Annotated in this window: 11 protein-coding genes; 1 reads left to right on the forward strand and 10 read right to left on the reverse strand. The window is 71.9% G+C overall.

Annotation, left to right across the window (positions count from 1 at the left end):
* Positions 1 to 15: 15 nt before the first annotated feature.
* From ACIQ8J_RS30890 to ACIQ8J_RS30915, 6 genes are read right to left on the reverse strand one after another with little or no spacing between them, the layout of a single operon-like run.
* On the reverse strand, positions 16 to 5,397 hold the full coding sequence (locus tag ACIQ8J_RS30890) for an amino acid adenylation domain-containing protein (protein WP_403276970.1): 5,382 nt from the start codon (positions 5,395 to 5,397) through the stop codon (positions 16 to 18).
* Complete coding sequence (locus tag ACIQ8J_RS30895) at positions 5,394 to 6,794, reverse strand: FAD-binding oxidoreductase (RefSeq protein ID WP_403276968.1); 1,401 nt, start codon at positions 6,792 to 6,794, stop codon at positions 5,394 to 5,396. The genes ACIQ8J_RS30890 and ACIQ8J_RS30895 overlap by 4 nt, the downstream gene beginning before the upstream one ends.
* Positions 6,795 to 6,796: 2 nt before the next feature.
* Positions 6,797 to 7,504, reverse strand: a complete 708-nt coding sequence (locus tag ACIQ8J_RS30900) for a VOC family protein (protein ID WP_403276966.1) — start codon at positions 7,502 to 7,504, stop codon at positions 6,797 to 6,799.
* A 25-nt stretch (positions 7,505 to 7,529) separates the two neighbouring features.
* A complete protein-coding gene (locus tag ACIQ8J_RS30905) occupies positions 7,530 to 9,785 on the reverse strand; it encodes a Gfo/Idh/MocA family oxidoreductase (RefSeq protein ID WP_403276965.1) in 2,256 nt (751 codons plus the stop codon).
* Positions 9,782 to 10,876 carry a saccharopine dehydrogenase NADP-binding domain-containing protein gene (locus ACIQ8J_RS30910; protein ID WP_403276963.1) on the reverse strand — a complete coding sequence of 365 codons (1,095 nt, stop codon included), beginning with the start codon at positions 10,874 to 10,876 and terminating at the stop codon, positions 9,782 to 9,784. Before ACIQ8J_RS30910 ends, ACIQ8J_RS30905 begins: the two co-directional genes overlap by 4 nt.
* Complete coding sequence (locus ACIQ8J_RS30915) at positions 10,873 to 18,420, reverse strand: amino acid adenylation domain-containing protein (protein ID WP_403276961.1); 7,548 nt, start codon at positions 18,418 to 18,420, stop codon at positions 10,873 to 10,875. Before ACIQ8J_RS30915 ends, ACIQ8J_RS30910 begins: the two co-directional genes overlap by 4 nt.
* A gap of 127 nt (positions 18,421 to 18,547) precedes the next feature.
* Here ACIQ8J_RS30915 and ACIQ8J_RS30920 point away from each other — a divergent pair, with 127 nt between their 5' ends.
* On the forward strand, positions 18,548 to 20,221 hold the full coding sequence (locus ACIQ8J_RS30920; RefSeq protein WP_403276960.1) for an MFS transporter: 1,674 nt from the start codon (positions 18,548 to 18,550) through the stop codon (positions 20,219 to 20,221).
* Here ACIQ8J_RS30920 and ACIQ8J_RS30925 read toward each other — a convergent pair.
* The 4 genes from ACIQ8J_RS30925 to ACIQ8J_RS30940 are packed head-to-tail and all read right to left on the reverse strand — an operon-like array spanning position 20,208 to position 25,955.
* The gene (locus ACIQ8J_RS30925; protein WP_403276958.1) at positions 20,208 to 20,957 is read right to left on the reverse strand and encodes a thioesterase II family protein; all 750 of its coding nucleotides are present in this window, start codon (positions 20,955 to 20,957) and stop codon (positions 20,208 to 20,210) included. The two genes, ACIQ8J_RS30920 and ACIQ8J_RS30925, sit on opposite strands and share 14 nt — an antisense overlap.
* Positions 20,954 to 23,434, reverse strand: coding sequence for an ATP-binding cassette domain-containing protein (locus tag ACIQ8J_RS30930; RefSeq protein ID WP_403276956.1), 2,481 nt, complete (start codon positions 23,432 to 23,434; stop codon positions 20,954 to 20,956). Before ACIQ8J_RS30930 ends, ACIQ8J_RS30925 begins: the two co-directional genes overlap by 4 nt.
* A complete protein-coding gene (locus ACIQ8J_RS30935; RefSeq protein WP_403276955.1) occupies positions 23,431 to 24,393 on the reverse strand; it encodes an ABC transporter permease in 963 nt (320 codons plus the stop codon). Before ACIQ8J_RS30935 ends, ACIQ8J_RS30930 begins: the two co-directional genes overlap by 4 nt.
* On the reverse strand, positions 24,390 to 25,955 hold the full coding sequence (locus ACIQ8J_RS30940) for an ABC transporter substrate-binding protein (protein WP_403276954.1): 1,566 nt from the start codon (positions 25,953 to 25,955) through the stop codon (positions 24,390 to 24,392). Before ACIQ8J_RS30940 ends, ACIQ8J_RS30935 begins: the two co-directional genes overlap by 4 nt.
* Between the last annotated feature and the right edge of the window lie 102 nt (positions 25,956 to 26,057).

A 26,057-nucleotide genomic window follows, 5' to 3' on the forward strand; every position in this document is an offset into this window, starting at 1 on the left:
GCGTGCGTAAGGCGGTCAGCGGCGGTGCAGCGCGCGCAACGGGGCGGCCACGAGGTCGGCGACATGGGCGGCGTTCGGCTCCTCGATGCAGCTGAAGTGGCTGCCCTCGATGCCGGTGACGGGCAGGTCGCCGATGCACACGTCCCGCCAGAAGGCGAGGGTCGTGTCGTCCATGCCGGGCGCGAAACCGGAGGCGCCGCGCGGCAGCAGGAAGCGGATGTCGTCCGCGTACGGCGGCGGGGTGAAGCGGGCCGACAGGAAGCTCTGCCGGAAGACCCGGAACATCCCGGCGACCATCTCGCTCGGCACGGTCTCGCCGCCCGCCTCGGTTGCCGTGCGTGCGTACACCTCGAACCGCTCCTCCCGGGTGTACGAGCCCAGGCGCCGGAAGAAGTCCCCGGCCCGGTCGAGCTCAGGATCGCCGGCGACCTCGGCCAACGCGCCCAGCGGGACCTTGCCGCCGTTGCGCTCGATGACATGCACGAATCCGCGTACGACGGTGTCCGCGTCGATGTCGCCGAAACCGGTCTGCGCGAGGGAGATGTGCAGGTTGGGCACAAACAGGATCTCGATCATCAGGTCGTCCTCGACGTCGACCACGACCGGGTGGCTGCTGATGAGCACCAGGTCCTCGACCGTCACACCGCGTTCGTCGAGGCGGCGGGCGACCTCGGTCGCGTACAGGCCGCCGAGGCAGTAGCCGATGAGCTGGACGTGGTCGTGGCCCTCGGCCAGCAAGCGCTCGGCGTAGTCGTCGGCGGCGCGTTCGATGACGGTGGCCGGGTCCTGGGCGAGGTAGCGCTCGGTGTCGTCGATGACGACGCCGAGGACAGGGCCGAGGTCCTGTTCGACGAGGCGGGCGGCGAGCGGCCGGTAGCAGTCCATCGTGCCGAGTCCGGCGTGGAACATCACCCGCAGCGGGCCGCTGCCGGTGGTGCTGAAGGACATCAGGGCGGCGTTGCCGGTGGTGGCGCGGCGCAGGGTGGGATCGGCGGAGATGTCCCCACGGTCACGCAGGAAGGCGGCGAGGTCCGCGAATGTGGGGTGGTTGAGGAGCTGCCGCAGCAGGGTGTCGAAGGGGATACCCGACGCCTCGGGGACCTCCTCGCGGAGCCGGCCGGCCATGCGAGCCATGATCAGCGAGTCGGCTCCGTGGTCGTAGAAGCTGTCGGTCCGGCCGATGCGTCCACTGGGCAGCGCCTCGGCCCAGAGACCGGCGAGACGGGACTCGAAGGCGTCGGCGGGTGCCTCGGCCGCCCGTTGGGGTGTCGCGTCGGTGACGGCGGGCCGCCAGCCCTGGAGCGTACGGCGGTCGACCTTGCCGTTGCCGGTCAGCGGGAGCGCGTCGGCGACCTGGACGTGCGTGGGGACCATGTGGGCGGGCAGCCTGTCCCGCAGGAAGGCCGTCAGATCCGACTCGGTGACGTGCGCGCGATCGGTCTTGAGGCGGGCGGCGAACAGGTGGATGTGCTGCGGGGCCAGGGCGTGTCCTTCGTCGGGCAGACACAGCACCTCTTCGGCGCCCGCGTCGTGCAGCAGGTCGAGCCACTCGTCGCGGTTGAGATAGGAGGCGCCGCCGAGGGCGCGGTCGTCCTCCGGCTCGGTCATCATGAACGCCTGGGAGGCCAGGATCCAGGGGTGTTCCCGGGTGGGTTCGGTGAGCACCAACCAGCCGCCGGGGGCGACGAGTTCGGTGAGCCGGGTCAGTGAGGCGCGGATGTCGCGGGCGTTCTCCAGGACGCCGACCGCGAGGACGACGTCGTACGCGTTCGGGGCGAGGCCCTGGGTGCGATGGTCGGCGTCGACGTCGAAGACGCCGAAGCTCATCCGCGGACGCTCGCGATCGCCGAATCGGCGGCGGGCCTCGGGCAGGAAGAAGGGCGCCACGTCCGTGAACAGGTACGTGCTGTCCCGGTCCGCCAGCGCCCGGAGTGCGTCCTCGGTGGTGCCGCCGGTGCCGGCGCCCGCCTCCAGGACGCGCAGCGGAAGGTCGGCGGGGTGCTCGGCGGCTATGCGCTCCAGAACCGCTCCGACAGCCCGGTTGAGGTAGCGGGCGGTGGCGTTACGGCGGTAGAGGGCGTGCGCGGTGTCGAAGTCGCCGTCGGGGAAGAGGAGTTCGACGGGGTCCTGGCGTCCGGTCAGCAGCTCGGGCAGGCGGTCGGCGTGGTTCTTCACGTAGGCGAGGACGTCGCGGGAAGCGACCTCATCGTTCCAAGCCCGCTCGGCCTCCGCCCACAGTCGCGCTGTGGTCGGCGCGTCTGCCTCTCCGACGCCGCGCTCCTCCAGCACGGCGAGCCAGCGGCGTACCAGCCAGTGGTGGCGTGGGCTGACTCCGGCGTCCGCCAAGGCCCGCCCGTCCGCGGCCGGGAACAGTCCCAACTCCCGAAGCGCGTGGGCCATGGCGGACAGCACGGCCGCGTCGAAAGCGTCGACGTGCACGGTCATCTGGTCGTCGCCCAAGTCGGGTAGGACCGCGTCGGCCGATGCGCTGACCGTGGGCGCGAGGGACTCCAGGGCCGCCGCTCGCGCGGCGGGCGCGGGCTCGACAGCGCCGAGGAGCGCCCGTGCGTCTCCCTCGCCGTCCACGACGACGGCCGCCGCGGCTACTGCGGGGTGTTCCAGCAGTGCCGCCTCGATCTCACCCAGCTCGATGCGGTGACCGCGCACCTTCACCTGGGTGTCCTCACGGCCGAGGAACTCAATCTCGCCGCCGGGCAGGTAGCGGCCCAGGTCACCGGTTCGGTAGAGGCGTTGGCCATCCCGCTTGACGAAGCGATGGGCGGTGGCCTGCGGGTCGCCCAAGTACCCTTCCGCGAGGCCGTGTCCGCTGATGTACAGCTCCCCCGCCACCCACACCGGGCAGTCGCGCAGTTCGGCGTCCAAGACCCGGAAGCCCTGGTTGGCGAGCGGGAGACCGTACGGGATGCTGCGGCGGCCCTCGTAACTGCCCTCACACTGGTGGTAGTTGGACCAGATGGCCGCCTCGGTGGCGCCGCCGAGCGCTACGACGTCCAGTCCGGGCAGGCGGTGCGCGAGTGTGCCCGGCAGGGTCACGGGGATCCAGTCCCCGGACAGCAGCGCGAGACGGAGTGTGGGCAGGTCGATGTCCGATTCGGATTCGAGGTAGGTCGCGAGCATCTGCATCAGGGCCGGGACCGAGTTCCAGAGGGTCACGCCGTGTTCGTCGATCAGCTCGGCCCAGTGGGAAGGGTCGGTGCGGCGCTCCGGATCGGGCAGGACGAGGGCGCCGCCCACCGAGAGCGGGCCGAGGATGTCGTACACCGACAGGTCGAAGCCGAGCTGAGCCAGGCCCAGGACCCGGTCGCCGTCGGTGACGCCGAAGCGGCGGTTCACGTCCTCGATGGTGTTGAGCGCCGCCCGGTGACTGATGACGACGCCCTTCGGGCGGCCGGTGGAGCCGGAGGTGTGGATGACGTAGGCGGGTGCGTCCGAGTCGCCGTCGCAGGGGGGTTCGGCGGCGCTCGCCGCAGGGGCGAGGGTGTCGACGGCAATCGCATGGCTTCCGGCGTCCACCCAGGACTGGGTGAGGACGTGCCGTACTCCGGCGTCGGCGAGCAGGGCGGCGCGGCGCAACGGCGGCTGCGTGGTGTCGACCGGCAGGTAGACAGCGCCGGCCAGGAGGGTTCCGAGTACGGCGATGATCTGCTCGGGGCCCTTGTCCATGACGACGGCGACGCGTTCGCCGGGGATGCAGCCCACGGCGCGCAGCTGCTCGGCGACGGCAGTGGCACGGGCGGCCAGCTCTCCGTACGTCAGGCTGCTATTGGGGGCGATCACGGCAGATCGCTCGGGCGTGCGGGCCGCCTGGGCGAACACGCGCTGGTGCAGCAGGCCGTCGGGGAGTTCGCTCGCCGTGTCGTTGGCGCGGCGGCGCTCCTCGGTCTGCCAGGCGGGCAGCGGTACGACGTCGGTGGTGTCCCAGAGCTCCTCGCCGTCGGCGAGGTCGCGTATCAGCGTGTCGAAGGCGTCGAACATGTCGTCCACGACCCGGTCGGGGAACACGCCCTCGCGGACGTCCCAGTTGATCTGGAGGCCCTCGGCGTCGTCCATGGCCTGGCAGTCGATGAAGACCTGCGGGGTCTGAGTGATGCCGAAGCCGTCCAGGCGACCCTCGGTACCGCCCTTGCCCAGACCGATGGCACTGGTGAACACCACCGGCATCAGGGCGGCCTCGCGGCCTCGGCGGCGGGCGAGTTCGCGCAGCACCTCCACGCCCGAGCACAGGCGGTGGTCGAGGTCGTCGAAGAGCCGGCCGGCGAGGGTCCGGGCCTGCTCCGCGAAGGGTGCCGGTGACGCCGGCTCGACGGCGAGGAGGTTGACAGTGGTGAAGTCGCCGACGACGTGGTCGATCTGCTCGTGCAGCGGGAGGCGGTTGAGGACGGTGAGGTTGAGGCAGAAGCGCGGGGTGCGGCTCCAGCGGCCGACGACGGCGGAGTAGGCGGCGAGTACGGCCGCGGTCGGGGTGAGGCCGCGGCGTTGGGCGCGGGCTTTGAGACGTTCCCAGCAAGCGGTGTCCAGCTTGAGGAAGCGGCGGCGGAAACGGGGCGGGTCCGGGCTCACGTCCGCGATCGGCAGATCGGGGGCGGGCGGAAGGGTGTCGAGCCGCGCCCACCAGTAGTCCTTGTCCCGCTGGCGGGCAGGGGACTCGCGCAGCCCCCGCTCGGCCAGCAGATAGTCACGGAACTGCGCGTCCAATGCCGGGAGTTGGGCGTGAGGGTCGGCGTGCAGTGTCTCGAACTCGCCCAGCAGCAGCCAGATGCTCGCCCAGTCCGCGATCAGGAAGTCCATCGACAGATGGAGGACCGCCCGGCTTTCGGTGCGAGTGACGCGCAGCTCGAACAGCGGCCAGCGCGTGGTGTCGTACACGCGATGACCCATCTCCTCGCGCGATGTGAGCAGCGCCTCCTCGCCCTCCGCCGCGGGCACGGTCAGGCGCGGCACGCTCGGCAGGACCTGTTGGTGGCCCGCCGGGTCGATGACGGCGCGCAGCATGTCGTGGCGGGCGACGAGCCGGTTCCAGGCATCCTCGGTGCGGGCCGGGTCCAAGTCGGGGTAGGTGACTTCGAGGTAGACGTGGCAGGCGACGCCGCCGTAGCCGAAGACCTCGTTGCGGCCCAGCAGGTAGGCGGCCTGTACGTCGGTCAGCGGGAACGGCTCGTGACGGGCGGCCGGGTCGGGGGTGAGGGCGGCGGGCCGGGCTTCGGCCCGCAGACACTCCAGTACGGCCGCCTTGCCGTCCTTCAGTGCCTGGAGCCGGCCGGCGCTCAGTGTGCCCTTCGGGGCGCGGTAGCGGAGGGAACCGTCCTCCTCCCAGAGTTGGACACCTGCCTGGCGCAGCTGGGTGATCAATTCGGCCGGGGTGGAAGTGGTGGTCATCGTACGTTCTCCTTGGCCTCGGCCGTGAGGGGCGCGATGTTGGCGTTGAAGCGGAAGAGGTTGTCCGGGTCCCAGGTGTCCTTGACCAGGGCCAGACGCTTGTACGTGGCCGTCCCGTAGGCGGCGTGCACCCAGTGCTGCTCCGGATCGGGCAGGAGGTTGACGTACGGGCCCTGGGTCACGTCCTGAAGTGCCTGCCGGCAGGTGCGGGCGGGTGCCAGGTGCTCAGGGCTGTCGGGGTCGTCCCCGTACCACTGGGCGCAGATCTCCACGAACCACCGGGCGTCGCGGTGGGCGAACGCCGTCGGCCCGGCGGGCGCCCGGCCAATGGCGCCGCCGAGTGCGCCGAGGACGACGGAGAAGTTCGGTCCTGCCGACTTCCAGTGGTCGGTGAGGAGGTCGAGCGTGATGTCGGAGAGCTCGGGGAGGAGTTCACCGCGGTTGTAGACGTGCTGGCGGGCGGCGCCCTGCGGGCTCGGGAGCAGGCGTTGGTAGGCGGTGTACGGCAGCCTGGTGATGCCGTCGGCGACCGGGTGGGCGGCGCCGTGGCGCAGGGGTGCGAGTACCTCGTCGGCCTGTTCGGGCGGCCCGAACCAGCTCGGGATCAGCACGGCGCACCGTTCGAAGTGCAGGTGCTCGGGGACGAACGGCAGGGGCGGCGCGGTCCACAGCAGGACAACCAGGGAGGCCGCGTCGGGTGCGGTGGCCAGCCAGTCCCTGGCCGCCCGTAGGGCGGTGCGCGCCTGCGAGGCGGGGTGGACCAGGGCCCCGGCGACGACGCCGGTCACCGGGTGCAGTCGGAAGCCGAAGCGGGTGACGACGCCGAAGTTGCCGCCGCCTCCGCGCAGCGCCCAGAACAGGTCGGGGTGGTGGTCGGCGTCGGCGCGCACATGCCGCCCGTCGGCGGTGACCAGCTCGAAGAAGGTGACGTTGTCGCTGGTCAGTCCGTGCTGGCGGGACAGGTCGCCGACGCCGCCGCCGAGGGTGTGGCCGGCGATGCCGACGTCGCTGTTGCGCGGGCCGGGGACCGCGAGCCCGGCCTCCTGCGTGGCGGCGTCGAACTCGCCCCAGGTCAGACCGGGTTCCGCGACAGCGGTACGGCCGACGGGGTAGACGTCGATCCGCTTCATCCCGCCGAGGTCCACGACCACGCCGTCGTCGCAGGTACCCCAGCCCGCCACGTGGGCGCCTCCGCCGCGGACCGCGACCGGCAGTCCGTTCCGGCGGGCGTGGGCGAGGACGGCGATCACGTCGTCGGCGTCCGTGCAGCGGGCGATCAGGGCGGGGCGCCGGTCGGCGCGGGCGTTGCGGACGCGGCGGGCCCGGTCGTATCCGGGCGCCCCCGGGGTGAGGATCCGGCCGCGGAATCCCGGCAGGGCGTGGGATGCGGTACGCATGGTCACTCCTTCCGAGCGGCCTGGGCCATCAGGACCGCGCCGTGCAGCTTGGCCGGGTCCAACGAGCCGGTGAGGCCGTCGAGTTCGACCGCGACGACGCCCGTGTCTTGAGCCGCCTCGACGGTGATCGGGCCGTCCCGCTCCACGTGGGCGGCGAGCGCGTCGAAGGCGCCGCGGTCGTGATCGGCGACGCCCAGCCGCACCCGCGTGATGCGCCGGGCGCCGTTGGGGTGGTGCACGGCGGCGGGGCGCTGTGGCGGGTCGTAGGCGGAGACGACGAACGGGAGCCGGGCGGGGCGGGCGGCGAGGAACTGGTAGCGGACGAGGTCACCGTCGGGGCGGATGCGGCGGCCCTTCATCACACGAGAGATGTGCACTCCCGAGGCGCGCAACGTCCCGTGCGCGCCCACGAGTTCGGTGGTGTCGGTCTCCAGCGCCAGGTCCCGCCAGCCCTCGCCCGGGCGGGCCCAGCGGGCCAGCCGCTCCCCGGCCGCCGTGCCGTGGACGGCGGCCATCGGCAACTTCAGGAACCGGAAGGCGGGAGGAAGCTGGAAGAATTCGATGAACGGCCCTTCCTCGAACCACAGCAGGGCGTTGTGGGCGCGCTCGGGCGAGCTGCCGAACTCGACGGTGAATCCGAGCTTTTCGTAATCCCGAACGACCGAACGGACGTCGTCGACCTTGCACAGCACATGACTGCATCGCAGCACGGTGTTCTCCCCCAGGTACTGGTGATCAGTTGACGCGGGCCGCGAACAGCCGTTGGCCGAGCGGCGCGAGTGGATGGTCCTCGTCCGGCACGGTGATGACCTGCGCGAGTCCCGCTCCGGCCAGCGCGTCCAGCCACTGCCGGCGGGACAGGAAGGTGGTGTCCGTCTCGCGCCGGGCGTCCTCGGGGGCGGTCATCATGAACGCCTGGGAGGCCAGGATCTCCAGGTGTTCCCGCGTCGGTTCGGTGACGAGGAGCCAGCCTCCGGGGGCCAGCAGCCCTACCAGTGACCGCACGGTCGCGTCGGTGTCGCGGGCGTTGTTGAGCACGCCCGCGGCGATGACGACGTCCGCCGTGCCGGGGTTGAGTCCCTGCTCCGCCGGGTCGCGGTCGATGTCGTACAGGCTGTGCCGGATCCAGGGCCGGTCGGCGTGGCGCTCCTTGGCGACGGTGACGAAGAAGTGGGTGACGTCGGTGAAGAGGTAGTCGACCGGTGGTCTGCCACGGCCGCCCTCGGTGAGGGCCGCGGCGACCGCGTCTGTGGTCGCCCCGGTGCCCGCCCCGACCTCGACGATCCTGAGGGGGCGCGCCGCATTGCGCACTGCGGCCAGGGACCCTACGGCTGCGGCCACGGTGGTGTTGAGGTAACGGGCGGTGACGGTGTCTCGGTACACGGCGTCCGCGACCTCCGTCCGCCCTTCCGGGAACAGGAGCAGGGCGGCCTGCTGTTCGTCCCGCATCAGCTCGGGCAGGCACGCCGCGTTGCGCCGCAGGTAGCCGATGAAGTCCGGGGAGCCGAGCCCCTGTTGCCACACGGCGGCGGCCGAGCCCCAGGCCCGGTAGACAGCGGCGGGGTCCACCGCAGCCGTGCCCCGGAACCGCCCGGACTCCTGCCCGAGCAGCCCGCGCTCGGTCAGGACGCGCAGCCAGCGCCGTATGAGCACGCGATGTCGTGGCGCCACCCGCGCGGCAGCAAGGATCTCTTCGGCCGTGTGGGTCCGTTCGGGGTCGTCGAGGACCCCCGAGTCCTGAAGTACGGCGACCATCGAGCCGAGCACCGCCTCGTCGAGCTGTCGTACGAATTCATCAACAACCTCGGGCTTCACCGGCCCCACTCGGCGGTCGGCCTCTGTGGTGGCGTACCGGATGAGGTCGGCCGGGCCTTCGGGACGGCCTGGGTCGGTCAACTCATCCGCGTTCAGGGGCTGACGGAGGTGCGGTGGTCGCAACTCGTCTGCGGTCAGCTGCTGATGGGACTGGCCGCGCCGCAGCGTCGGATAACCGAGCTCCTTCGTGAGGTCCTGCCACATCCGGCTCAGCGTCAGGTGGTACTGGTCGGGCCGCTCGGCCCCCGACACGCCGAGGATCGTGGCGCGCGCCGCGCGCAGGTCCTCGCCGATCGCGGCCGGCCACTGGTCGCGGAGCAGGTGCCGGTAGTCCGCCGGGGCGGCCGGGCTCAGCAATGATGTGCCGGGTTCCGCCAGGTGTTCGGTGCCGGGCGCCTCGAAGTCGAAGCGGTTCCTGACCGGTTCGGATATGTGCAGTCGGGGGCTCCACAGCACCGGGCCGTGCGGGTCGGTGAGGGTGAGGCTGCCGCCCGCGGTTCCGATAGTGACCCGGTGGAGCAGGTGCAGGTGATTGTCGGGGTCGTCGGGGTCTACCTGGTTGTGCACGCGCAGGGTGAGCGGTGCCCCGCCAATCGTGCCGGTGAGCACGGTGAACGGCGCGTCCTCGTCGGCCTGAGCCGCGCGCACGCTCCAGGGGCGCAGCCCGCCGAGCGCCTCGCCCAGGATGTGCAGCAGCGGAAAGGCGACCTGTGAGGCGCAGGCCGCGTCGACGTACTCGACGGGCTGTCGTGCGCGTGCCGTACGGGCCGCCTCTGCGAAGCGCCGCACCTCCGGCAGCCGGACGTAGAGGTCGCCGAGCCGGTACCGCACCCCGTATCCGCGCGCCTCGCGCAGGCAGGCGACCAGGTCGTCGTGGTGCACGGGCTGTTCCTGGACGACGTGGATGCCGCGGCGCAGCAGCCGCAGTGCCAGCTCGGTGCCGCTGCCGCCCAGCACCCCGGAGCGGACGACGACGCAAGCGAGGTCCACGTCGTCGGGGACCTGGTCCACGTCCGTGTAGAGCGGAACCCCGTGACGTTCGGCGCAGGCCACGGACCGCTCGCTGCCGGCGGCGAGCACGCCGACGAGTGCGAACTCCTCGGGCATGCGTGCCAGGGCGCCCAGGTAGAACTGCCCGAACGTGGTGCCGCACACCACGGTCCTCAGCGCCTTCACAGGGCTCCCTCCTCGGCCATGGTCAGCTCGTGGATCGGCACGTCGTGCACCCTGAGGTCGCACAGGCCGGGTTCGGCTGTCAGCCGTGCGACGGCGTAGACCGGGTCGAGGGCCGTGTCGACCCCGTGCGTGCCGTGCGGCACCTCGCCGCGCAGGACGGCGAGAGCGGCCACCGCCGTGACGGCGCCGGTGAGCTGTGCGATGCCCGGTGCGCGCAGGATCGCCGTACGGGTGGCGGGGCGCCCGGCGCGTACGCCGTCGAGCTGGACGATCAGGCACACGTACGGAGTGCGCCCGGCGCTGTCGAGCGCGGTGGCGTGACACAGTGCCTGCACGGCCCGATCACGTTCCAGCGTGCGCGCCGACTCCAGCGCGGCGGCCAAGTGCTCACCGTCCACGGCGGTGTACCAGCTGCCGTCGGTGAGAGACAGGTCGCGGGCCAGGCGTTCCCCTTCCGCGTCCAAGTATGGGAAGGCCGTCACCGAGCGGGGGAGATACGGCAGTTGGACATCCGGCAGGCGGTGGAGGCTGCCGGAGCGGCGGGCGCCGTCCCGCCAGGCGGCGAGCGGTTCGCCGGCCTCGCCGAGCACCCCGTCGAGGTAGTCGTCGGCACCGGTCGCCGTGAATCGGTCCAGGGCACAGGCGTACGCGGTGAGCCCGTGGACTGAGTCGAAGTCCTCGGCCGCCAGCCATCGGGGCAGCAGCCCCGACAAGCCGGGCAACGCGCCCGCGTCGTACAGCACGGAGCGCTCGCCGACGGCCGTACGGATGCGGTCGAGCCACCCGCCGCCTCCTGCGTCGACGACATGTGCGCCTGCCATGAGCGCGGCGAACGTGACCTGCTCCGAGGTGCGATGGGAAGGGCCCGCGCAATTGACGACGAGGTCACAGCCTCGGACGAAGGCCGCGAGCGAGGCCGCGTCCTCGATGTCGACGGCAACGGCCTCGGACTCCGCCATGTGGGCCGTGACGAACCGCTTGGCCCGTACGTCGTCCCGTCCGCCGATCCGCAGCGGACCGGTTCCCCAGCGTTCCAGCAGAAGAGCCGCGTGGCCGCCGACCGCGCCGTAACCACCGAGTACGCCGATCACAATGCGCCCTCCTCGATCTCTTCCTGGTCGGCCGTCTCCTGGGCGAGGGCCCGCGCCACCTCTTCGAGAGTCGGCCCCGCGAACAGGCGCCGCAGCGGCAGCTGGACGCCGAGTCGTTGGGTCAGCAGCGTCAGGAAGCGCGTCGCGAGGAGGCTGTCGCCGCCGAGGGTGAAGAAGCTCTGCCTGCGGCCGACCGCGGGCACGCCCAGCAGTTCGGCCCACATCACGGCGAGGGTCTGCTCCAGTTCCCCCTGCGGCGGCTCGTCGGGATCCTTGTTCTCCGCCGCTCCGGCGAGGGCGGCGACGGACGTGCGGTCGACCTTGCCGTTGGCGCCGAGCGGCAGCCACGGCAGGACGGTGATCCGCTCGGGCACCATGTGGGCCGGCAGCCGCTCGGCGGCGTGACCGCGCAGCGCGGCCGGGTCGAGGTCGACGGCGTCGGCGGGCCGGCGGGCATGGATCAGCTCGGTGAAGGAGGTGCCGACCGGGGTGTACGCGATGTCGTCGAACCCTGCCGCGCCCAGCAGTTCGGCCCATCGCGAGGCGGACAGGATCGGGCTGCCCGCCGTACGTCGCTCCCGGTCGAAGCCCGCGTACCCGCCGTCGAGCAGGGCGGCGGTGAGCAGAGCGACGGGCGTGAGCTCGGCCCGCTCCACGGCCAGCAGCAGCCCGCCGCGCCGGACCAGGAGGCGGGCCACGGCCGGGCCCTGGGCAGGGTCCGGGCTGCGGTGCAGCGCCTGGTTGGCAAGGACGAGGTCGAAGCGGTGACGGAGTTCGTCGGGCACAAGGAGGCCGGGCAGGCGACGGCAGGCGACTTCGTGCGGGAGGGCGGCGAGGCGGCCTTCCGCCACTTCGACGAGGGCCGGGTCGCCGTCCACCAGGGTGTAGCGCACCCGTTCGGGTGTGAGCCTGTGCAACAGGCGCTCTGCCCAGGTCCCGTCCCCACCGCCGATTTCGGCCACCTCGACAGGGCGACCGGCCTCTGCGGCCAGCTCCCTTATCCGCAGAGCCACTTCGTCGAGAGCCGCCTCGCTTCCCGGATCGGCTGCGGCGAGGCGGGCAGGCGCGAGGACGTCGTCGTCGAGCAGGGCGGCCGCGTCACGGCGTCCGGCGAGGATGTCCCGGTAGTCGGCGAGCCGTTCGGTGAGGCGCTGGTGGGCTCGGGCGATCAGGGCGCTGTAGTCGTCCGTCCCCGTCACGGCGGCCTCCGCACGGGACGGGGCTGTCGCCGCCTCAGGTCCCACGGTGTACGCAGCACCGTTCTTCACGAGAACCTTGCGCTCGGCGAGCCACCCCAACCAGAGCCGGAAGACGGGCACATGGCGGTCGGCGACTCCCAGACGGTCCGCCCACTGGGCTTCGGTGAGTCCTTCGTTCAGGTTGCCGAGGCCGAGCAGCAGTGCGAGGAAGGACTCCGCCACCGCGCTCTCCACGCTCCGCCCTCGGTCCCTGAACTTCCTTGTTCTGTCGCCCAGTTGTGGGCTGGGCACTGGTGTCGGGGCCGAACCGGCTGTCGGGACGACCGCCGCGACCAGCCGCCGTGCCGCCCCCTCCCCCGCCACGCCGACAACGGCCCTCCCGATACCTGGAAGATCCCGCAACGCCGCCTCGACCTCGCCGAGCTCGATGCGGTGGCCCCGGATCTTGACCTGGAGGTCGGCGCGGCCGAGGAACTCCAGCGTCCCGTCGGGCCAGTGCCTCCCGAGGTCACCGGTCCGGTACCAGCGCACCCCGCCGATCTCAAGGAACCGGTCGGCGGTACGGGCCGGGTCGCCCCGGTAGCCACGTGCCACCCCGGCACCACCGATCCACAGCTCGCCAGGCACCCAGTCGGGGCAGTCGCGTCCATGCGCGCCGACGACACGGAAACACTGGCCCCGCAGCGGTTGGCCGTACGGGATGGAGCGCCAGGACGGGTCGACCTCGGCGACCTCGTACGCGTTTGACCAGATCGCCGCCTCGGTGGCGCCGCCGAGGGCGACGAACCGGCACCAGGGGCACTGCTCCGCGAGCCGTCCCGGCAGGTCGAGGCCCACCCAGTCCCCGGAGACCAGCACGAGCCGCAGCGGGTCCGGCGGTTGGGCGCCCTCGGCGGCGGTGAGCAGCATGTCGAGCAGGGTGGGCACGGTGTTCCACACGGTCACGCGGTGGCGGCACACGAGATCGAGCCAGCGGCGGGCGTCGCGCCGGTCGTCCTCTTCGATCAGGACGACGGCGCCGCCGGCCGAGAGCGGCCCGAAGACGTCGTACACGGAGAGGTCGAAGTCGAGGGCGGACACCGCGAGGACGCGGTCCGCTTCCGTGACCTCGTAGCGCTCGTTGATGTCGGTGACGGTGTTGGCGGCCGCCTGGTGAGTGATCTCGACGCCCTTGGGATCGCCGGTCGACCCGGAGGTGAAGATGACGTAGGCGAGCGCGTCGACGGGTACGTCGACGGGGGCCGCGGCCACGTCCATCGAGGGTGCCGCGTCGACCGGGATGCTGCCAGGCGCATGAACACCGGGCTCCACGACGTCGAAGCGGGCACCGGCGAGCCGCTGGATGCGCTCGCGGCGCGCTGGCGGCTGATCGACTCCGACAGGCACGTACACGGCTCCGGCGGCCAGCACGCCGAGCACGGCCACGAGCTGGTCGGGTCCCTTGGGGAGCGTGACCGCGACGCTCTCACCGCGACGGACGCCGTGTTCCACGAGGACGGTGGCCAGCCTGAGGGCCCGGTCGGCGAGTTCACCGTAGGTCATGCGGTCGGCGTCGCCCCACAGCAGGGCGGTGCGGTGGGGCTGGTCGGCTGCGCGGCGGAAGAAGCCGGCGTGCAGCAGGCCGGGGACGCCGGGGCCGGTCGCGTTGACGGCGGCACGGGTCGCGCGCTGGAGTGCGGGCAGCAGGTCGGGGGCGGGTCGGGTCCAGTCGCCGCCGGCCAGCCAGTCCACCATCCGCAGGTACGCGTCGAACATCGCGTCGATACAGCCGTCGGGGAAGAGTTCCTCGACGGCGTCCCAGTTGAGGCGTACACCGTGGGCGTCCTCGGTGACCTGGTGGTCGAGCCACACCTGCGGAGTCTGCGAGACGCCCCAGACCTGCCGGTCGAAGGGGGCGCGCGGGGGTTCGCCGCCGACGCCGAGGGCGCTGGTGAAGACCACCGGCATGGTCGTCTCCGGTTCGCCGCTGCGGCGGGCGAGTTCCCGCAGCACCCACACCGCGGAGACCTCGCGATGATCGAGGGAGCGCCACAGCTCCTCCTGCATGCGCCGGGCACGTGCCGACCAGCTCTCCCCCGGCTGCGGCCGCGAGGGGACGAGCATCAGTGAGGTGAAGTCGCCGAGGACGTTGCCGATGTCGGGATGCACGTCACGGCGGTCGAAGAGAGTGAGGTTCAGTGTGAGTTCCGGCCTGGCGCTCCACTGGCCCAGGACGTCCGCGAAGGCGGCCAGCAGTATCCCGGAGGGGGTGAGGCCGTGCTCGCGGGCGCGTGCGGCGAGTGCCTGCCACCGTCCCGGCTCGATACGGGCCTCGCGGCGGGTGAAGCGGGGGCGCTCGACGGTGGACGGGTCCTTGGCCAGGGGCAGCGCGGGGGCGGGCGGCAGCTGCGGCAGCAGGTCCGTCCAGTACGCGCGGGCCGCCGCGACGGCGTCCGGGTCCGGAGCAGTGGAGCAGATGTAGTCCCGGAACGAGACGCCCACGGGCGGGAGTTCGGCATGCGGGTCGGCGTACAGTGCGGCCAACTCGCCGTAGAAGATGAGGATGCTGAGCGCGTCGAGCGCGATGTTGTCGACGCCGATACCGAGCCGTGTGCGACGGCCCGCGCGCACACCGCGCACGGCGAACAGTGGCCAGGTTCCGGGGTCGAACACCTCATGTGAGGCGGTCCGGCGCAGCGTCGCGAATGCGTTGTCGGCGTCGTCCTCCGCGTCGGTGATCTCGACGGTGAGCCACGGCACATCGGGCAGGATGCGCTGCTCGCCGCTGTCGTCGATGACGACGCGCAGCATCTCGTGGCGCTGGACGAGCCGGTTGAGTGCAGCCTCCAGCCGGGCCGGGTCCAGGTCCTCGACGTCGTACTCGCGGTAGAAGTGGCAGCCGATGCCGCCGAGCGTGAAGTCCTCGCCGCGCCCGAGCCAGTACGCGCGCTGCACGTCGGTGAGCGGGAACGGGGCGTGCCGGTGGCCGGGGTCGGCGGTCACCGGCTGCGCACTGCGGCGTTCGTCGCCGGCGTCCAGACTGGCGGCGAAATCGGCGAGGACCGGGCGGTTGAAGAGATCGGCGAGCCGCACCTCGCCGTAGCCCTCACCTCGGAGTCGGGCGATGAGGCGGGTGGCGAGCAGGGAGTCGCCACCGAGGGCGAAGAAGTCGTTCTCGCGTCCGACGTCGGTGGCGCCGAGGATGTCCGCCCATGCCCGCGCCACCTGCTGCTCGCGCTCGCCGCGCGGCGGGGTGACCGTCCTCACGACGGCGTCCGCGCACTGCGCGACCCGGCGGCCGATGGCCTTCCGGTCGATTTTTCCGTTGGGTGTGAGCGGCAATTGCTCCATGACGGCGATGCGTTCGGGCACCAGGGCGGACGGCAGTCTCTCGGCGGCGAAGGCGCGCAGTTGGGCCGGTTCGGCGACGCCGGTCACCGCGGCCGCGAGCCGCCCGTCGGCGCCGACGACCGCCACGGCCTTCTCCACGCCGGGCACGGCGGCCAACGCGGCCTCGATCTCGCCGAGTTCTATGCGGTGGCCGCGCACCTTGACCTGATGGTCGGCGCGGCCGAGGAACTCCAGCGTGCCGTCGGGCCAGTACCGGGCGCGGTCCCCGGTCCGGTACCAGCGCAGTCCGTCGATCTCAAGGAACTTGTCCGCGGTGCGGTCCGAATCGCCCCGGTAGCCGCGCGCCACTCCGGCACCGCCGATCCACAGCTCGCCGGGCACCCAGTCCGGGCAGTCTCGGCCGAGCGGGTCGACGACACGGCACCGGACACCCCGCAGCGGCGTCCCGTACGGCACCGACACCCACGCGGCCGGGACCTCGCCGACCTCGCACAGGGTGGAGTGGATCGCGGTCTCGGTCGTACCGCCGAGCGCCACGAACCGGCACTCCGGCGCGGCGGCGCGCACCCGTTCTGGCAGGTCGAGCGGCACCCAGTCGCCGCCGAGCAGCACGAGCCGGAGGGTGGGCAGACCGTCGGGGCCGGCGGCGGTGATCAGCATGTCAAGGAGGGCGGGCACGCAGTTGACGACGGTCACCCCATGGGCACGGACCAGGTCGGCCCAGGCACCTGAGTCCCGACGGGTGGGTTCCTCGACGCATACGAGCGCTCCGCCCGCGGCGAGGGTGCCGAAGACGTCGTACACGGACAGGTCGAAGTCGAGCGCGGACACTGCCAAGCTCCGGTCCGAAGTACCGACGCCGAAGCGGTCGTTGAGGTCGGTGATCGTGTTGACGGCGGCCTCGTGCGTGACCTCGACGCCCTTGGGCTCGCCGGTGGAACCCGAGGTGTAGATGACGTAGGCGAGGGCGGCCGGGCCGACTGGGGCGGGGGCGGGGAGTGGCTCGGTGTCGTCCGGTACGGCGATGTCGTCGAGGACGAGACGTACTCCGGCCGCCGCGTGGATACGGTCGTGGCGAGCCGGAGGCAGGTCTGTGCCGAGGGGCAGATAGGCGGCGCCGGCGGCGAGGACGCCGAGGACGGCGGTGATCTGGTCGGGGCCCTTGGGCAGGGTGACGGCCACCAGGTCGCCGGGCACGACCCCTCGCACCCTGAGACGCTCCGCCAACCTCAGTGCCCGGTCGGCGAGTTCACCGTACGACAGCGAGCTGTCCCGGCCCCACAGCAGCGCGGGTGCGTCCGGCTGCGCGGCGGCCTGGGCAAAGAATCCGTCGTGCAGGCGCGCGGGGCCCCGGCGCTGCCAGTCCGTGTCGTTGACGTCGGCGCGCACCGCGCGCTGGGCGGAAGACAGCAACGGCGGCACGGGTTCGATCCAGGCCGCCGGGTCGTCCAGCAGCCGCTCCAGCAGCCCTCGGTAGGCGGCGAACATCGCGTCGAGGACCCCGGGGGCGAACGCGTCCTCGCGGGCGTCCCAGTTGACCAGCAGTCCGATGTCGACCTCGGTGACCTGCGCGTCGAGCCATACCTGCGGCCCCTGCGAGATGCTCCAGGACGCCTCGCCGAAGCTCTCCCGAACGGCGTCGGTGAAGAGTTCGCCGAGGCCGAGAGCGCTGGTGTAGACGACGGGGGCGAGGACGCGTTCGCCGCGCAGCCGGGAGGCGTCGCGCAGCACCTCGACGCCCGAGTGCGCGGTGTGGGCCGCGTCCTGGTGGAAGCGTTCCTGCAGCCGGGCGGCCCGCTCGGCGAAGCTGCCGGGCGCCCCGCCGTGCCAGGCCAGTAGCACCGACGAGGTGAAGTCGCCGACGAGCGAGCCCACGTCGTCGTGCAGCGGTTCACGGTCGAACAGGGGAAGGTTGAGCAGGAAGTCCGGCTCCGCGCTGAACGCCTGGAGCGTCTCGGCGAACACCGCCGCGAGCGCCATCGCGGGCGTGAGCCCGTGGCGGCGGGCGGATGCTTTGATGCGGCGGGTGCGCTCGGCGTCAAGGTGCAGATGTCGTCGTACGACGGTAGCGGCATCGGACTCTTGGGCTGCCAAGGGGAGTTGGGGTGCGGCGGGCAGCGCGGGGAGCCGCTCCTGCCAGAAGGCGCGGTCGGCCTCCAGTGCGGCGTTGCGGGCCGGCGCCTGGCGGGCGGCGGCGCGTTCGGCGAGGTAGCGGGGGAAGCTGTAGTCGAGGGCGGGGAGCGGGGTCGCGGGGTCGGCGTAGGCGCGGGCCAGGTCGGCGAGCAGCACGCGCAGACTGAGCGCGTCGGCGGCGACCATGTCGAGGTTGACGTGCACCCTCGTGCCGCCAGACAGCAGAGACAGCTGGACGTCGAAGACCTCTCCGGCCTGGATGTCCATGCAGCGGTGGGAGAGGTCACGGCGCAGACCGTCGAGGCGGTGTCCGGCATCGGCCGCGTCCAGGTCACGCAGATCGTGCACGCGCAGTCCGGGCCAGGGGCTCTCGGGCAGGATGCGCTGACGGCCGTCGTCGAGGATGCTCACGCGCAGCATGCCGTGCCGTGCGAGGACCGCCCGTACGGCGGCTTCGAGGCGACCTGGGTCCACGCCGTGCCCGTCGAACTCGTGGTAGAAGTGCGCGGCCACGCCGCCGAGTTGCTGCCCTTCGGAGCGGCCCACCCAGTAGGCGTGCTGCATCAGCGCGAGGCCGAAGGGCTCGGACGCGTCAACGCGCCCGCCCTCGTCCATGTGCACGGCGGTCACCGCCTCGCCACTTGCGCTCCGGCCCTCGACCAGCCGACGCCACGCGGCCAGCGAGGGCTCGGCCATCAGGTCGGCGAAGCCGATGTCGAGCCCGGCGCGGCGACATCGCCCGGCCAGCCTCATCATGCTCAGCGAGTCCAGCCCGAGCTGGATGAGGTGCACGTTCTCGTCAATGCCCTCGGCCGGCAGGCCGAGCAGTTCACCCACGGCCCCGGGCAGATCGAGCGCTATGTCCGCGCGTTCCTGTGCCACCTGGATTCATCCCCCTTGAAGACACGGTCCGTTCCAGCCACAACCAACCTATTGGAAATGATTTTCATTTACAAGTCTCATGTTTGTCGCTAGCGTCACCGGCACGGAACGACCGGAGAGGAAAGCCATGACGGAAGCAAAGTCGCCCCAACACGCCGGGGACACAACGGAGTTGGGGACGAAGACGGAAGAGGAGGTATCACCGGAGATACGCGCCGCACGGCGCTGGACGACTGCCGTGACGGCGCTGGCGGCCGCTCTCATGACACTCGACATAACCGTCGTGAACGTGGCGATGCCCGAGATCGGCGTGGATCTGGGCGGCTCGCTGGACAGCCTGCAGTGGATCGTGAACGCGTACACACTGAGCTTCGCGGCGCTGCTGCTCACGGCAGGGGCCGTTTCGGACCTGATCGGCCGCCGGAAGATCTTCCTTGCCGGTGTCGGGGTCTTCACCCTCGCCTCGGCCGCCTGCGCACTCGCTCCGAACGCCGGCAGCCTGATCGCGGCCCGTGCCGTGCAGGGTGCGGGCGGAGCCATGGTGCTCGGCACCTCGCTCGCCCTCATCTCCGGTGTCTTCGAAGGCGCTCCGGCGCGGGCGCGCACCACGGCCATCGGGCTGTTCACGGCAGGCGGAGCGGTGTCGGCCGCGCTGGGGCCGCTGGTGGGCGGTTCGATCGTGGAGTGGCTGAGCTGGCCGTGGCTCTTCGCCGTGAATGTTCCGATCGGCCTGCTGATCATCTACGGCACGGTGCGCAAGGTGCCGGAGAGCGGCGCCACCGACGGCGCGCGCCGCATCGACTACATCGGTGCGGTCCTGGCCGTGCCGGCACTGTTCCTCCTCAACTACGGGCTGCTGGCGGGTGCCGAGAACGGCTGGGCCGAGCCGGACGTGCTGGCATCGCTGGTCGTGGGTGCAGTGCTGGCCGTGGCATTCGTGGTGGTGCAGCGGCGGCTGGGCGAGCGCGCCATGCTGGACCTGCGGCTGTTCGCCATCCCCACCTTCGCCGGGGCGCTGCTGCTGAGCTTCGCCGCCCGGATCTTCAGCTTCGGCATGCTGCCGTTCCTGACTCTCTGGCTCGGGGGCATGTTGCACCTCACCCCCATCAGGGTCGGCCTGGTGCTGCTCGCCCAGTCGGTCGCGATCATCATCGGAGCGCCACTGAGCGGGCTGCTGACGAAGCGGGTGCCGGTGGCGTGGGTCCTGGCGCTGGGCATGGCCGCGGTCGGTGTGGGGGTGCTGCTGACGGTGGGCATCTCGCCGGACGACGACTGGTCCGTGCTGCTTCCGATGCTGGTCCTGATCGGCGTGGGATCAGGTCTGACGCTCCCCCACCTGCTGGCGCTCGCCGTGAACGTCGTACCGCCCTCGCGCGCCGGTACCGCGTCGGGCGCAGCCAACAGCTTCTTCCCACTGGGCACCGCGACCGGCGTCGCCTTCTTCGGCGTCATACTGTCGGCCAAGGTGAACGGCGTCATGTCCGCGTCTGCGCTGGGTGAGCACGCCGTACCCGGCTCCGCCGCCGGGGAGCTGCGCCGTCTGGTGACGGCGGGCCGGTTCGACGCGGTCGCTTCGGCCGTGCCGGAGACGGCCCGCGGCCCGGTCCTCGCCCTGGCCCGTAGCGCCTACACAGACGCGCTGTCGCAGATCTTCCTGATCGCGGGCATCGCGGCGCTGGTGGCGGCCGCGGCGAGCCTGGTGCTGGTCCGCGACAGGGACACGTACAAGGGCGAGGACGCCTACGAGGGCAAGGATGGTCTTGCCCAGCAAGCCCCTGCCACGGAGGCTACGCAGGGGTGAGCAACCGTCGGCGCACGGCCTCCACCACCGCATCCGGCCGGTCAGAGAGGTAGAAGTGGCCGCCGGGGAAGGTCAGCAGCTGGAAGGGGCCAGTGGTCCACTTCTCCCAGCCCGCGGCCTCCTCGGCGGTCAGTTCCGTGTCGGCGGCTCCGACGAGCGCAGTCAGCGGGCACGGCACGGGGCCGTCGGGCTGTGCGGCGTAGGTCTCGATGAGCCGGTAGTCGCCGCGCACCGGGGGCAGCACCAGCTTCCGCACCTCCGTCATTGCGAGCAGTTCGGGCGAGGTCCCGCCGAGCCGGACCAGTTCGACGGACAGGGCGTCGTCGTCCAGCAGGTGGACCGTGCCGCCGTGGTGGTGCTGCGGGGCCTCCCGCGCGGAGACGAAGAGGTGCTCCGGCGCCCGGACCCCGTGTTTCAGCAGCCACAGGACGAGTTCGTGGCCGACGGTCGCCCCCATACTGTGCCCGAACACCGCCCAGGGCCGGTCGACCAGCGCCGTAACGGCCCCGCCGAGTCCAGCCACCAGGTCCGGCAGTTCAGCGGGCAGGGCTTCGTTGAAGCGGTCCTCACGGCCCGGCAGGCACACCAGCACCGGCTCGACCTCGGGGGGCAGCAGGTCCTTCCACTGCCGGTAGAGGGCGGTCGAGCCGCCGGCATGAGGCAGGCACAGCAGGCGTAGGGCCGGGCGCGGATGAGGGCGGGGGCGGCGCAGCCACGGGCTGGCAGGAGGGTTCACGGACCCGTCCTTTCGTACGGTGTCGGACTCGGCAATTGCGGTATGGAGACAAGGAGTTGGGCGGTCAGGTCGTCCTGGGGCGAGGCTATGACGCGCTCGACCGGCCCGGTTTCGCGGATGCGCCCGTCAGCGAGTACCGCGAGGTCGCCGCCCAGCCGCAGTGGCACCGACATGTCGTGGGTGACGACGACCAGGGCAAGCCCGAGGTCCCGCCGCAGTTCGTCGAGGAGTGCGAGCACGGTAGCGGCGGCAGGAGCGTCGAGCGCGCTGGTCACCTCGTCGCACAGCAGCACCCGCGGTCCGGCGGCCAACGCCCGTGCCAGCGCGACACGTTGACGCTGTCCGCCGGAGAGCTGACCCGGCCGTCGGTGCGCGTGGGCAGGGTCAAGTCCGACGCGTTCCAGCAAGCGGTGGACTTCGGCCCTGCGGGCATCGGTGCCGAGGTCCGGGCGGAACAGGCGAAGCGGCCGTGCGACGATGCGCTCCACCGTGTGCCGGGGGTTGAGGGAGTCGTACGGATCCTGGGGTACGAGCTGCAGTAGGCGCAGGTCCTCGCGAGCACGGTGACGTACTCCGGCCGCCAGGGCTCGGTCGTCGAGGCGGAGGGCGCCCGTCCGGTCGGAGTGCAGCCCGGCGAGGCAGCGCAGCAGCGTTGTCTTCCCGCCACCCGACGGCCCCACCAGCGACAGGCAGCCACCAGCCTGTACGTCCAGTTCGATGCCGTCGAGGACGCGCTGCCCCCGGCGCTCGGCACCGAGGCCGCGCACGGAGAGCGCCGGTGCGCTTTCGGTTTCCGGCGGGCCGGCCGACCGGGGTGCCTCGACCACGTGGGCCGCTGCGACCAGGCGCCGGGCCGGCTCGCTCACCGGCTGGTCCAACAACTCACCCACCGGGCCCTGTTCGACCACGCGGCCACGGTCCAGGACCACGACGTGGTCAGCCACCGCGGCCACGTGCGCCAGGTCGTGGGCGATCAGCACCACCGCCGGACCGTCGTTCTCCCGGATTCGGGCGAGGTCGTCGAGGAACGCGGCGGCGGTGACCGGATCCAGGGCGCTGGTGGGCTCGTCGAGGACGAGCAGGTCGGGACGGTGGGCGAGCGCGGCGGCCAGGGCGACGCGCTGGCGCTGCCCGCCGGAAAGCTGGTGCGGACGGCGGCGAAGAAAGCCTTCGTCGTCCGGGAGTCGGACCGCGCGCGCGGCCGCCCGGATACGGTCGAGCCGCTCGGTCCGTGGTACGCCCCGCGCTCGCAGGAACTCCCCGATGTGATCGCCCACGCGCAACGTCGGCGCCAGGCCGGTGCGCGGGTCCTGAGGAACGTACGCGGAATGCCGGGCGCGCAACCGGCGCAGCGGCCGGGGCCTGAGCCCGAGGATGCTCCGTCCGGCCAGCCACACGGACCCCGAGGTCCGCGTCAGGCCGGGGCGCAGTTCACCGAAGGCGGCCAGCGCCAGTGTGGTCTTGCCGGACCCGGACGGTCCGACGAGGGCGAGAACACGGCCTCGGGGGACGTCGAGATCGACCCGGTCGAGCACACACGACCCGGCGGCTTCGACGGTCAGGTCCCGGACGCACAACACGGAGTCGCCGGTATCCGTGTCCACTGCCGCCTTCGCACGGCTCCGGCGCGACCGTCCGGGCGTCCGGGCCGCCGGAAGCACCGCGTCGACCAGGAGGTTGGCGCTCAGCAGCAGGACCAGGATGCCCAGCGCCGGGACGACGACGGCGAGCGGCTGAAGCGCGAGCCCGTCACGGTTCTCCAGGATCATCAATCCCCAGTCGGACGCGGGCGGTTGGGCCCCGTAGCCGAGGAAGGACGCAGTGGCAACGGTGAACGCCGCACCCACGAACCGCACTCCCGCGTCGGCTGCGAGCACCGGGATCAGGTTGGGCAGCACCTCGCACACGAGGACGTATGGCGTGGACTCGCCCCGGGCGACGGCGGCCTCGACGTAGTCGTGCTGCAGCGCCTGCAGCGTCGCCGCCCGCACCACCCGCACGATCTCCGGGAACAGCACCACCGCGGTCGCCACCGCCACCCCGCCGGCCCCCCGCCCCATGGCCACCACGACCACGCTCAGCAGCAGGAACGACGGAAGACTGAGCAGCACATCCACCAGGCGCAGTACAGCCATGTCGACGACCCCGCCGCGCAGGGCCGCGAGCATCCCCAGGGCAGCCCCAAGCACGTACGCGACGGCGAGGGCGCCGCAGGCGAGCAGCACCAGCGACTGCCCGCCCGCCAGGAAACGGCTGAGTACGTCGGAGCCGAGGTGGTCGGTACCGAGTGGGACGTCTCCCCCGGCTGGCGCGTAGGGCATGTCGAGGACGTCGCCGGGCACGTGCGGGGCGAGCCACGGCCCGATCAGAGCCAGCAGGACGACTGCGGCGAGGATCGTGCCGGTGACGACGGCGACCACCCGGCGGCGAAGCCACCCGCGCCGGGTACCGGACGTAGGCGTGCTTCGACGGATCAACTCGACCTCCTGGCAGCGGGGTTGAGTGCGGCGGCCAGGGCGTCCGCCAGCAGATTCAGGAACACCGTCACCGCGGCGACTAGCAGGCTCACGCCCAGCACCACCGGGGCGTCCCGTGCGGCCGTGGCGCTGACGAGTGCCGCAGCGAGGCCCGGATAGCCGAAGAGGGTCTCGGCGACGAGCGTCCCGCCGAGCAGGTACGCCAGATAGCGGGCCAGCACCGGGATCACCGGAACGATCGCGGCCGGCAGCACCCACCGCAGCACCACGCGGTGTTCGGGGATGCCCCCGAGCCGGGCGGCGCGCACGGCGTCCGAAGCGGCCGCCTCCGTCACCCCCGCCCGGACCAGGCGCACATTCTGGGCCAGGCAGACGGACAGCAGCGTCAGGACGGGCAGCACCAGGACCTGCGGCTGGGACAGCGGCCCCTGCCCGGTCGACGGCAACGACACGGCGGGCAGCCATCCGGTGCCGACCGCGAAGACCTGGATGAGCAGCGTCCCGACGACGAACTCGGGCAGGCTGACCAGCGCCAGCGTGGCCGTGGACACCACCCGGTCCGCTGGCCGGCCGGCACGCAGCCCCGCCCACAGCCCGAGCCCGATGGCCGACGGCACCAACAGGGCGGCGGCGACCGCCCCCAACACCAGGGAGTTTCCAGCCCGTTCGGCAATGACCCGAGCGACCGGCTCCCCACTGGCGTACGAGCGGCCGAGGTCACCGTGGATAGCGCCCCACAGCCAGTCTCCGTACCGCTCCCACGCGGGCCGGTCCAGGCCGAGGCTGTGCCGCAGCTCGGTGATCTGCCGCGGGCTCGCGCCCTGCCCGGAGAGCCGGGCCGCCGCCGCGTCGCCAGGCGCGAGGAGGGTCGCGGCGAAGACCAGCACGGAAGCGGCGAAGAGCGTGGCGACCGCGACGCCGATGCGCCGCAGCCACCACCAGGCCCACGTGCCGGTCACGACGCGAGGTAAGCGTCGCGCAGTGACGGATAGTCGAAGAAGCCGCGCGCCTGCACCCCGCGCACGGCCGGCGCCGCACCCGCCACAGTCGGGACACGCACGAACACCGCGTCACCGCCGTGCTCGTACAGGTACTGCTGGACGTCGTGCACGGCGCGGGTGCGCTTGCCGTCGCCCACGGCGGCGTGCATGGCGTTCATCAGCCCGTTCAGGTTGGCTTCGGAGGGGCCGGTGAAGGGGTACGACGCCTGCGGCCCGTAGTACGAGTTGAGGGCGAGGGGCAGCGGGAGCGGGTGGTAGAAGGTGGTCTTCAGCGGGGCGGCCAACAGGGACTTCATGTCCGTGTAGAAGTCGGCTGCGGGAACCTTGTCCACGGAGACGTTCAGTCCCGCCTTGCGCCCCTGCTCGACGAAGGCGGTTGCCGCCTCCAGCGGTCCGTACTCGTAGTCGCTCGTGCGGATCGACAGTCGCGTGCCCTTCAGCGCGCCGGAGGACATCAACCGCCGTGCCCGGTCGGGGTCGTGCTCGACGCGTGCCAACGAGCTGTCGTACCAGGACTGGTGACGGCCCAGCGCGTCGTCGCCGACCTCGCCGGTGCCCAGCGTGACGGTGCGCACCATGGCCTCGCGGTCGATCGCGTACCGCATCGCCTGGACGGCTTCGGCGTGCGTGAAGGGATCGGCGGAGAGATTCATGGAGAAGGACAGTTCGCCCCACAGCTCGCGCGGCGCGGTGGTGATCCGCAGCCGGGAGTTGCTCGCCTCGGCTCGGACCGTGGGCAGTGTCAGGGCGCCCGCGTAGTCGAACTGGCCTGCCTTGAGCCCGTTCAGGCGCGCGTCGGCCTCGGTGACGGACAGCAGCTCGATCTCGTCGAGGTACGGCCCGCCCTCGCCCCAGTAGCCCTTGCGAGCCGTCAGCAGGCTGCTCTTGCCGCGGGACCACGTCTTGAGCACGAAGGGACCGGAGCCGGGCGCCTTGGCGAAGTCTTTCGTCCCGTCCTGGAAGACGAACATCGACTGGGCAAGCGCGAGATCGAAGAAGCCGTCCGCGCTCTTCAGGTGCAGCTCCACCGTGTGCTGGTCACGCACCTTGGACGCCTTCGCGTCGAGTCCGGCGAGGAAGGCGCTCTGCGTGGTGGGCTGCGAGGCGAAGGTGCGCAGGGTGAACAGGACGTCGGCGGCGGTCAGGGCCTTGCCGTCGCTGAAGGTGATGCCGCCCCGGACGCGCACCGTCCACACCGTCGCGTCGCCGTTGGGCACGACGGACTCGGCGACCCGCCACACCGGCTTGCTGTTGTCGATCTCTCCGATCGTGTCCCATACGAGTCGCGCCCGCACATAGTCGACCGGTGTCATCGTCGCCTGCAGGACGCTCGACGACTCCGCGCTCGATCCAGTGAAGGCCGCGCGCAGCCGTCCGCCCCGGCGCGGCTTTCCGCTGTCGGCCGCCGCTGCCGCTGCCGCTCCACCGTCCCCATTGCCGCCACAGGCGGTCACCAGTCCGCCGGCCGCGATCGCCGCCGCTCCGCCCGCGATGCCCTGAAGCATCGCCCTGCGCGCCATGCGCTGTTCCCCCACCATCGTTCCCTTCACCGACCCGGTCACCCGGGTGCGTCATGTCATCATGCGTAAGCTACAGAAAACGAAAACGATTTTCAATAAACA

This window comes from Streptomyces sp. NPDC094147 (genome assembly GCF_044764265.1).
GTDB lineage: Bacteria > Actinomycetota > Actinomycetes > Streptomycetales > Streptomycetaceae > Streptomyces.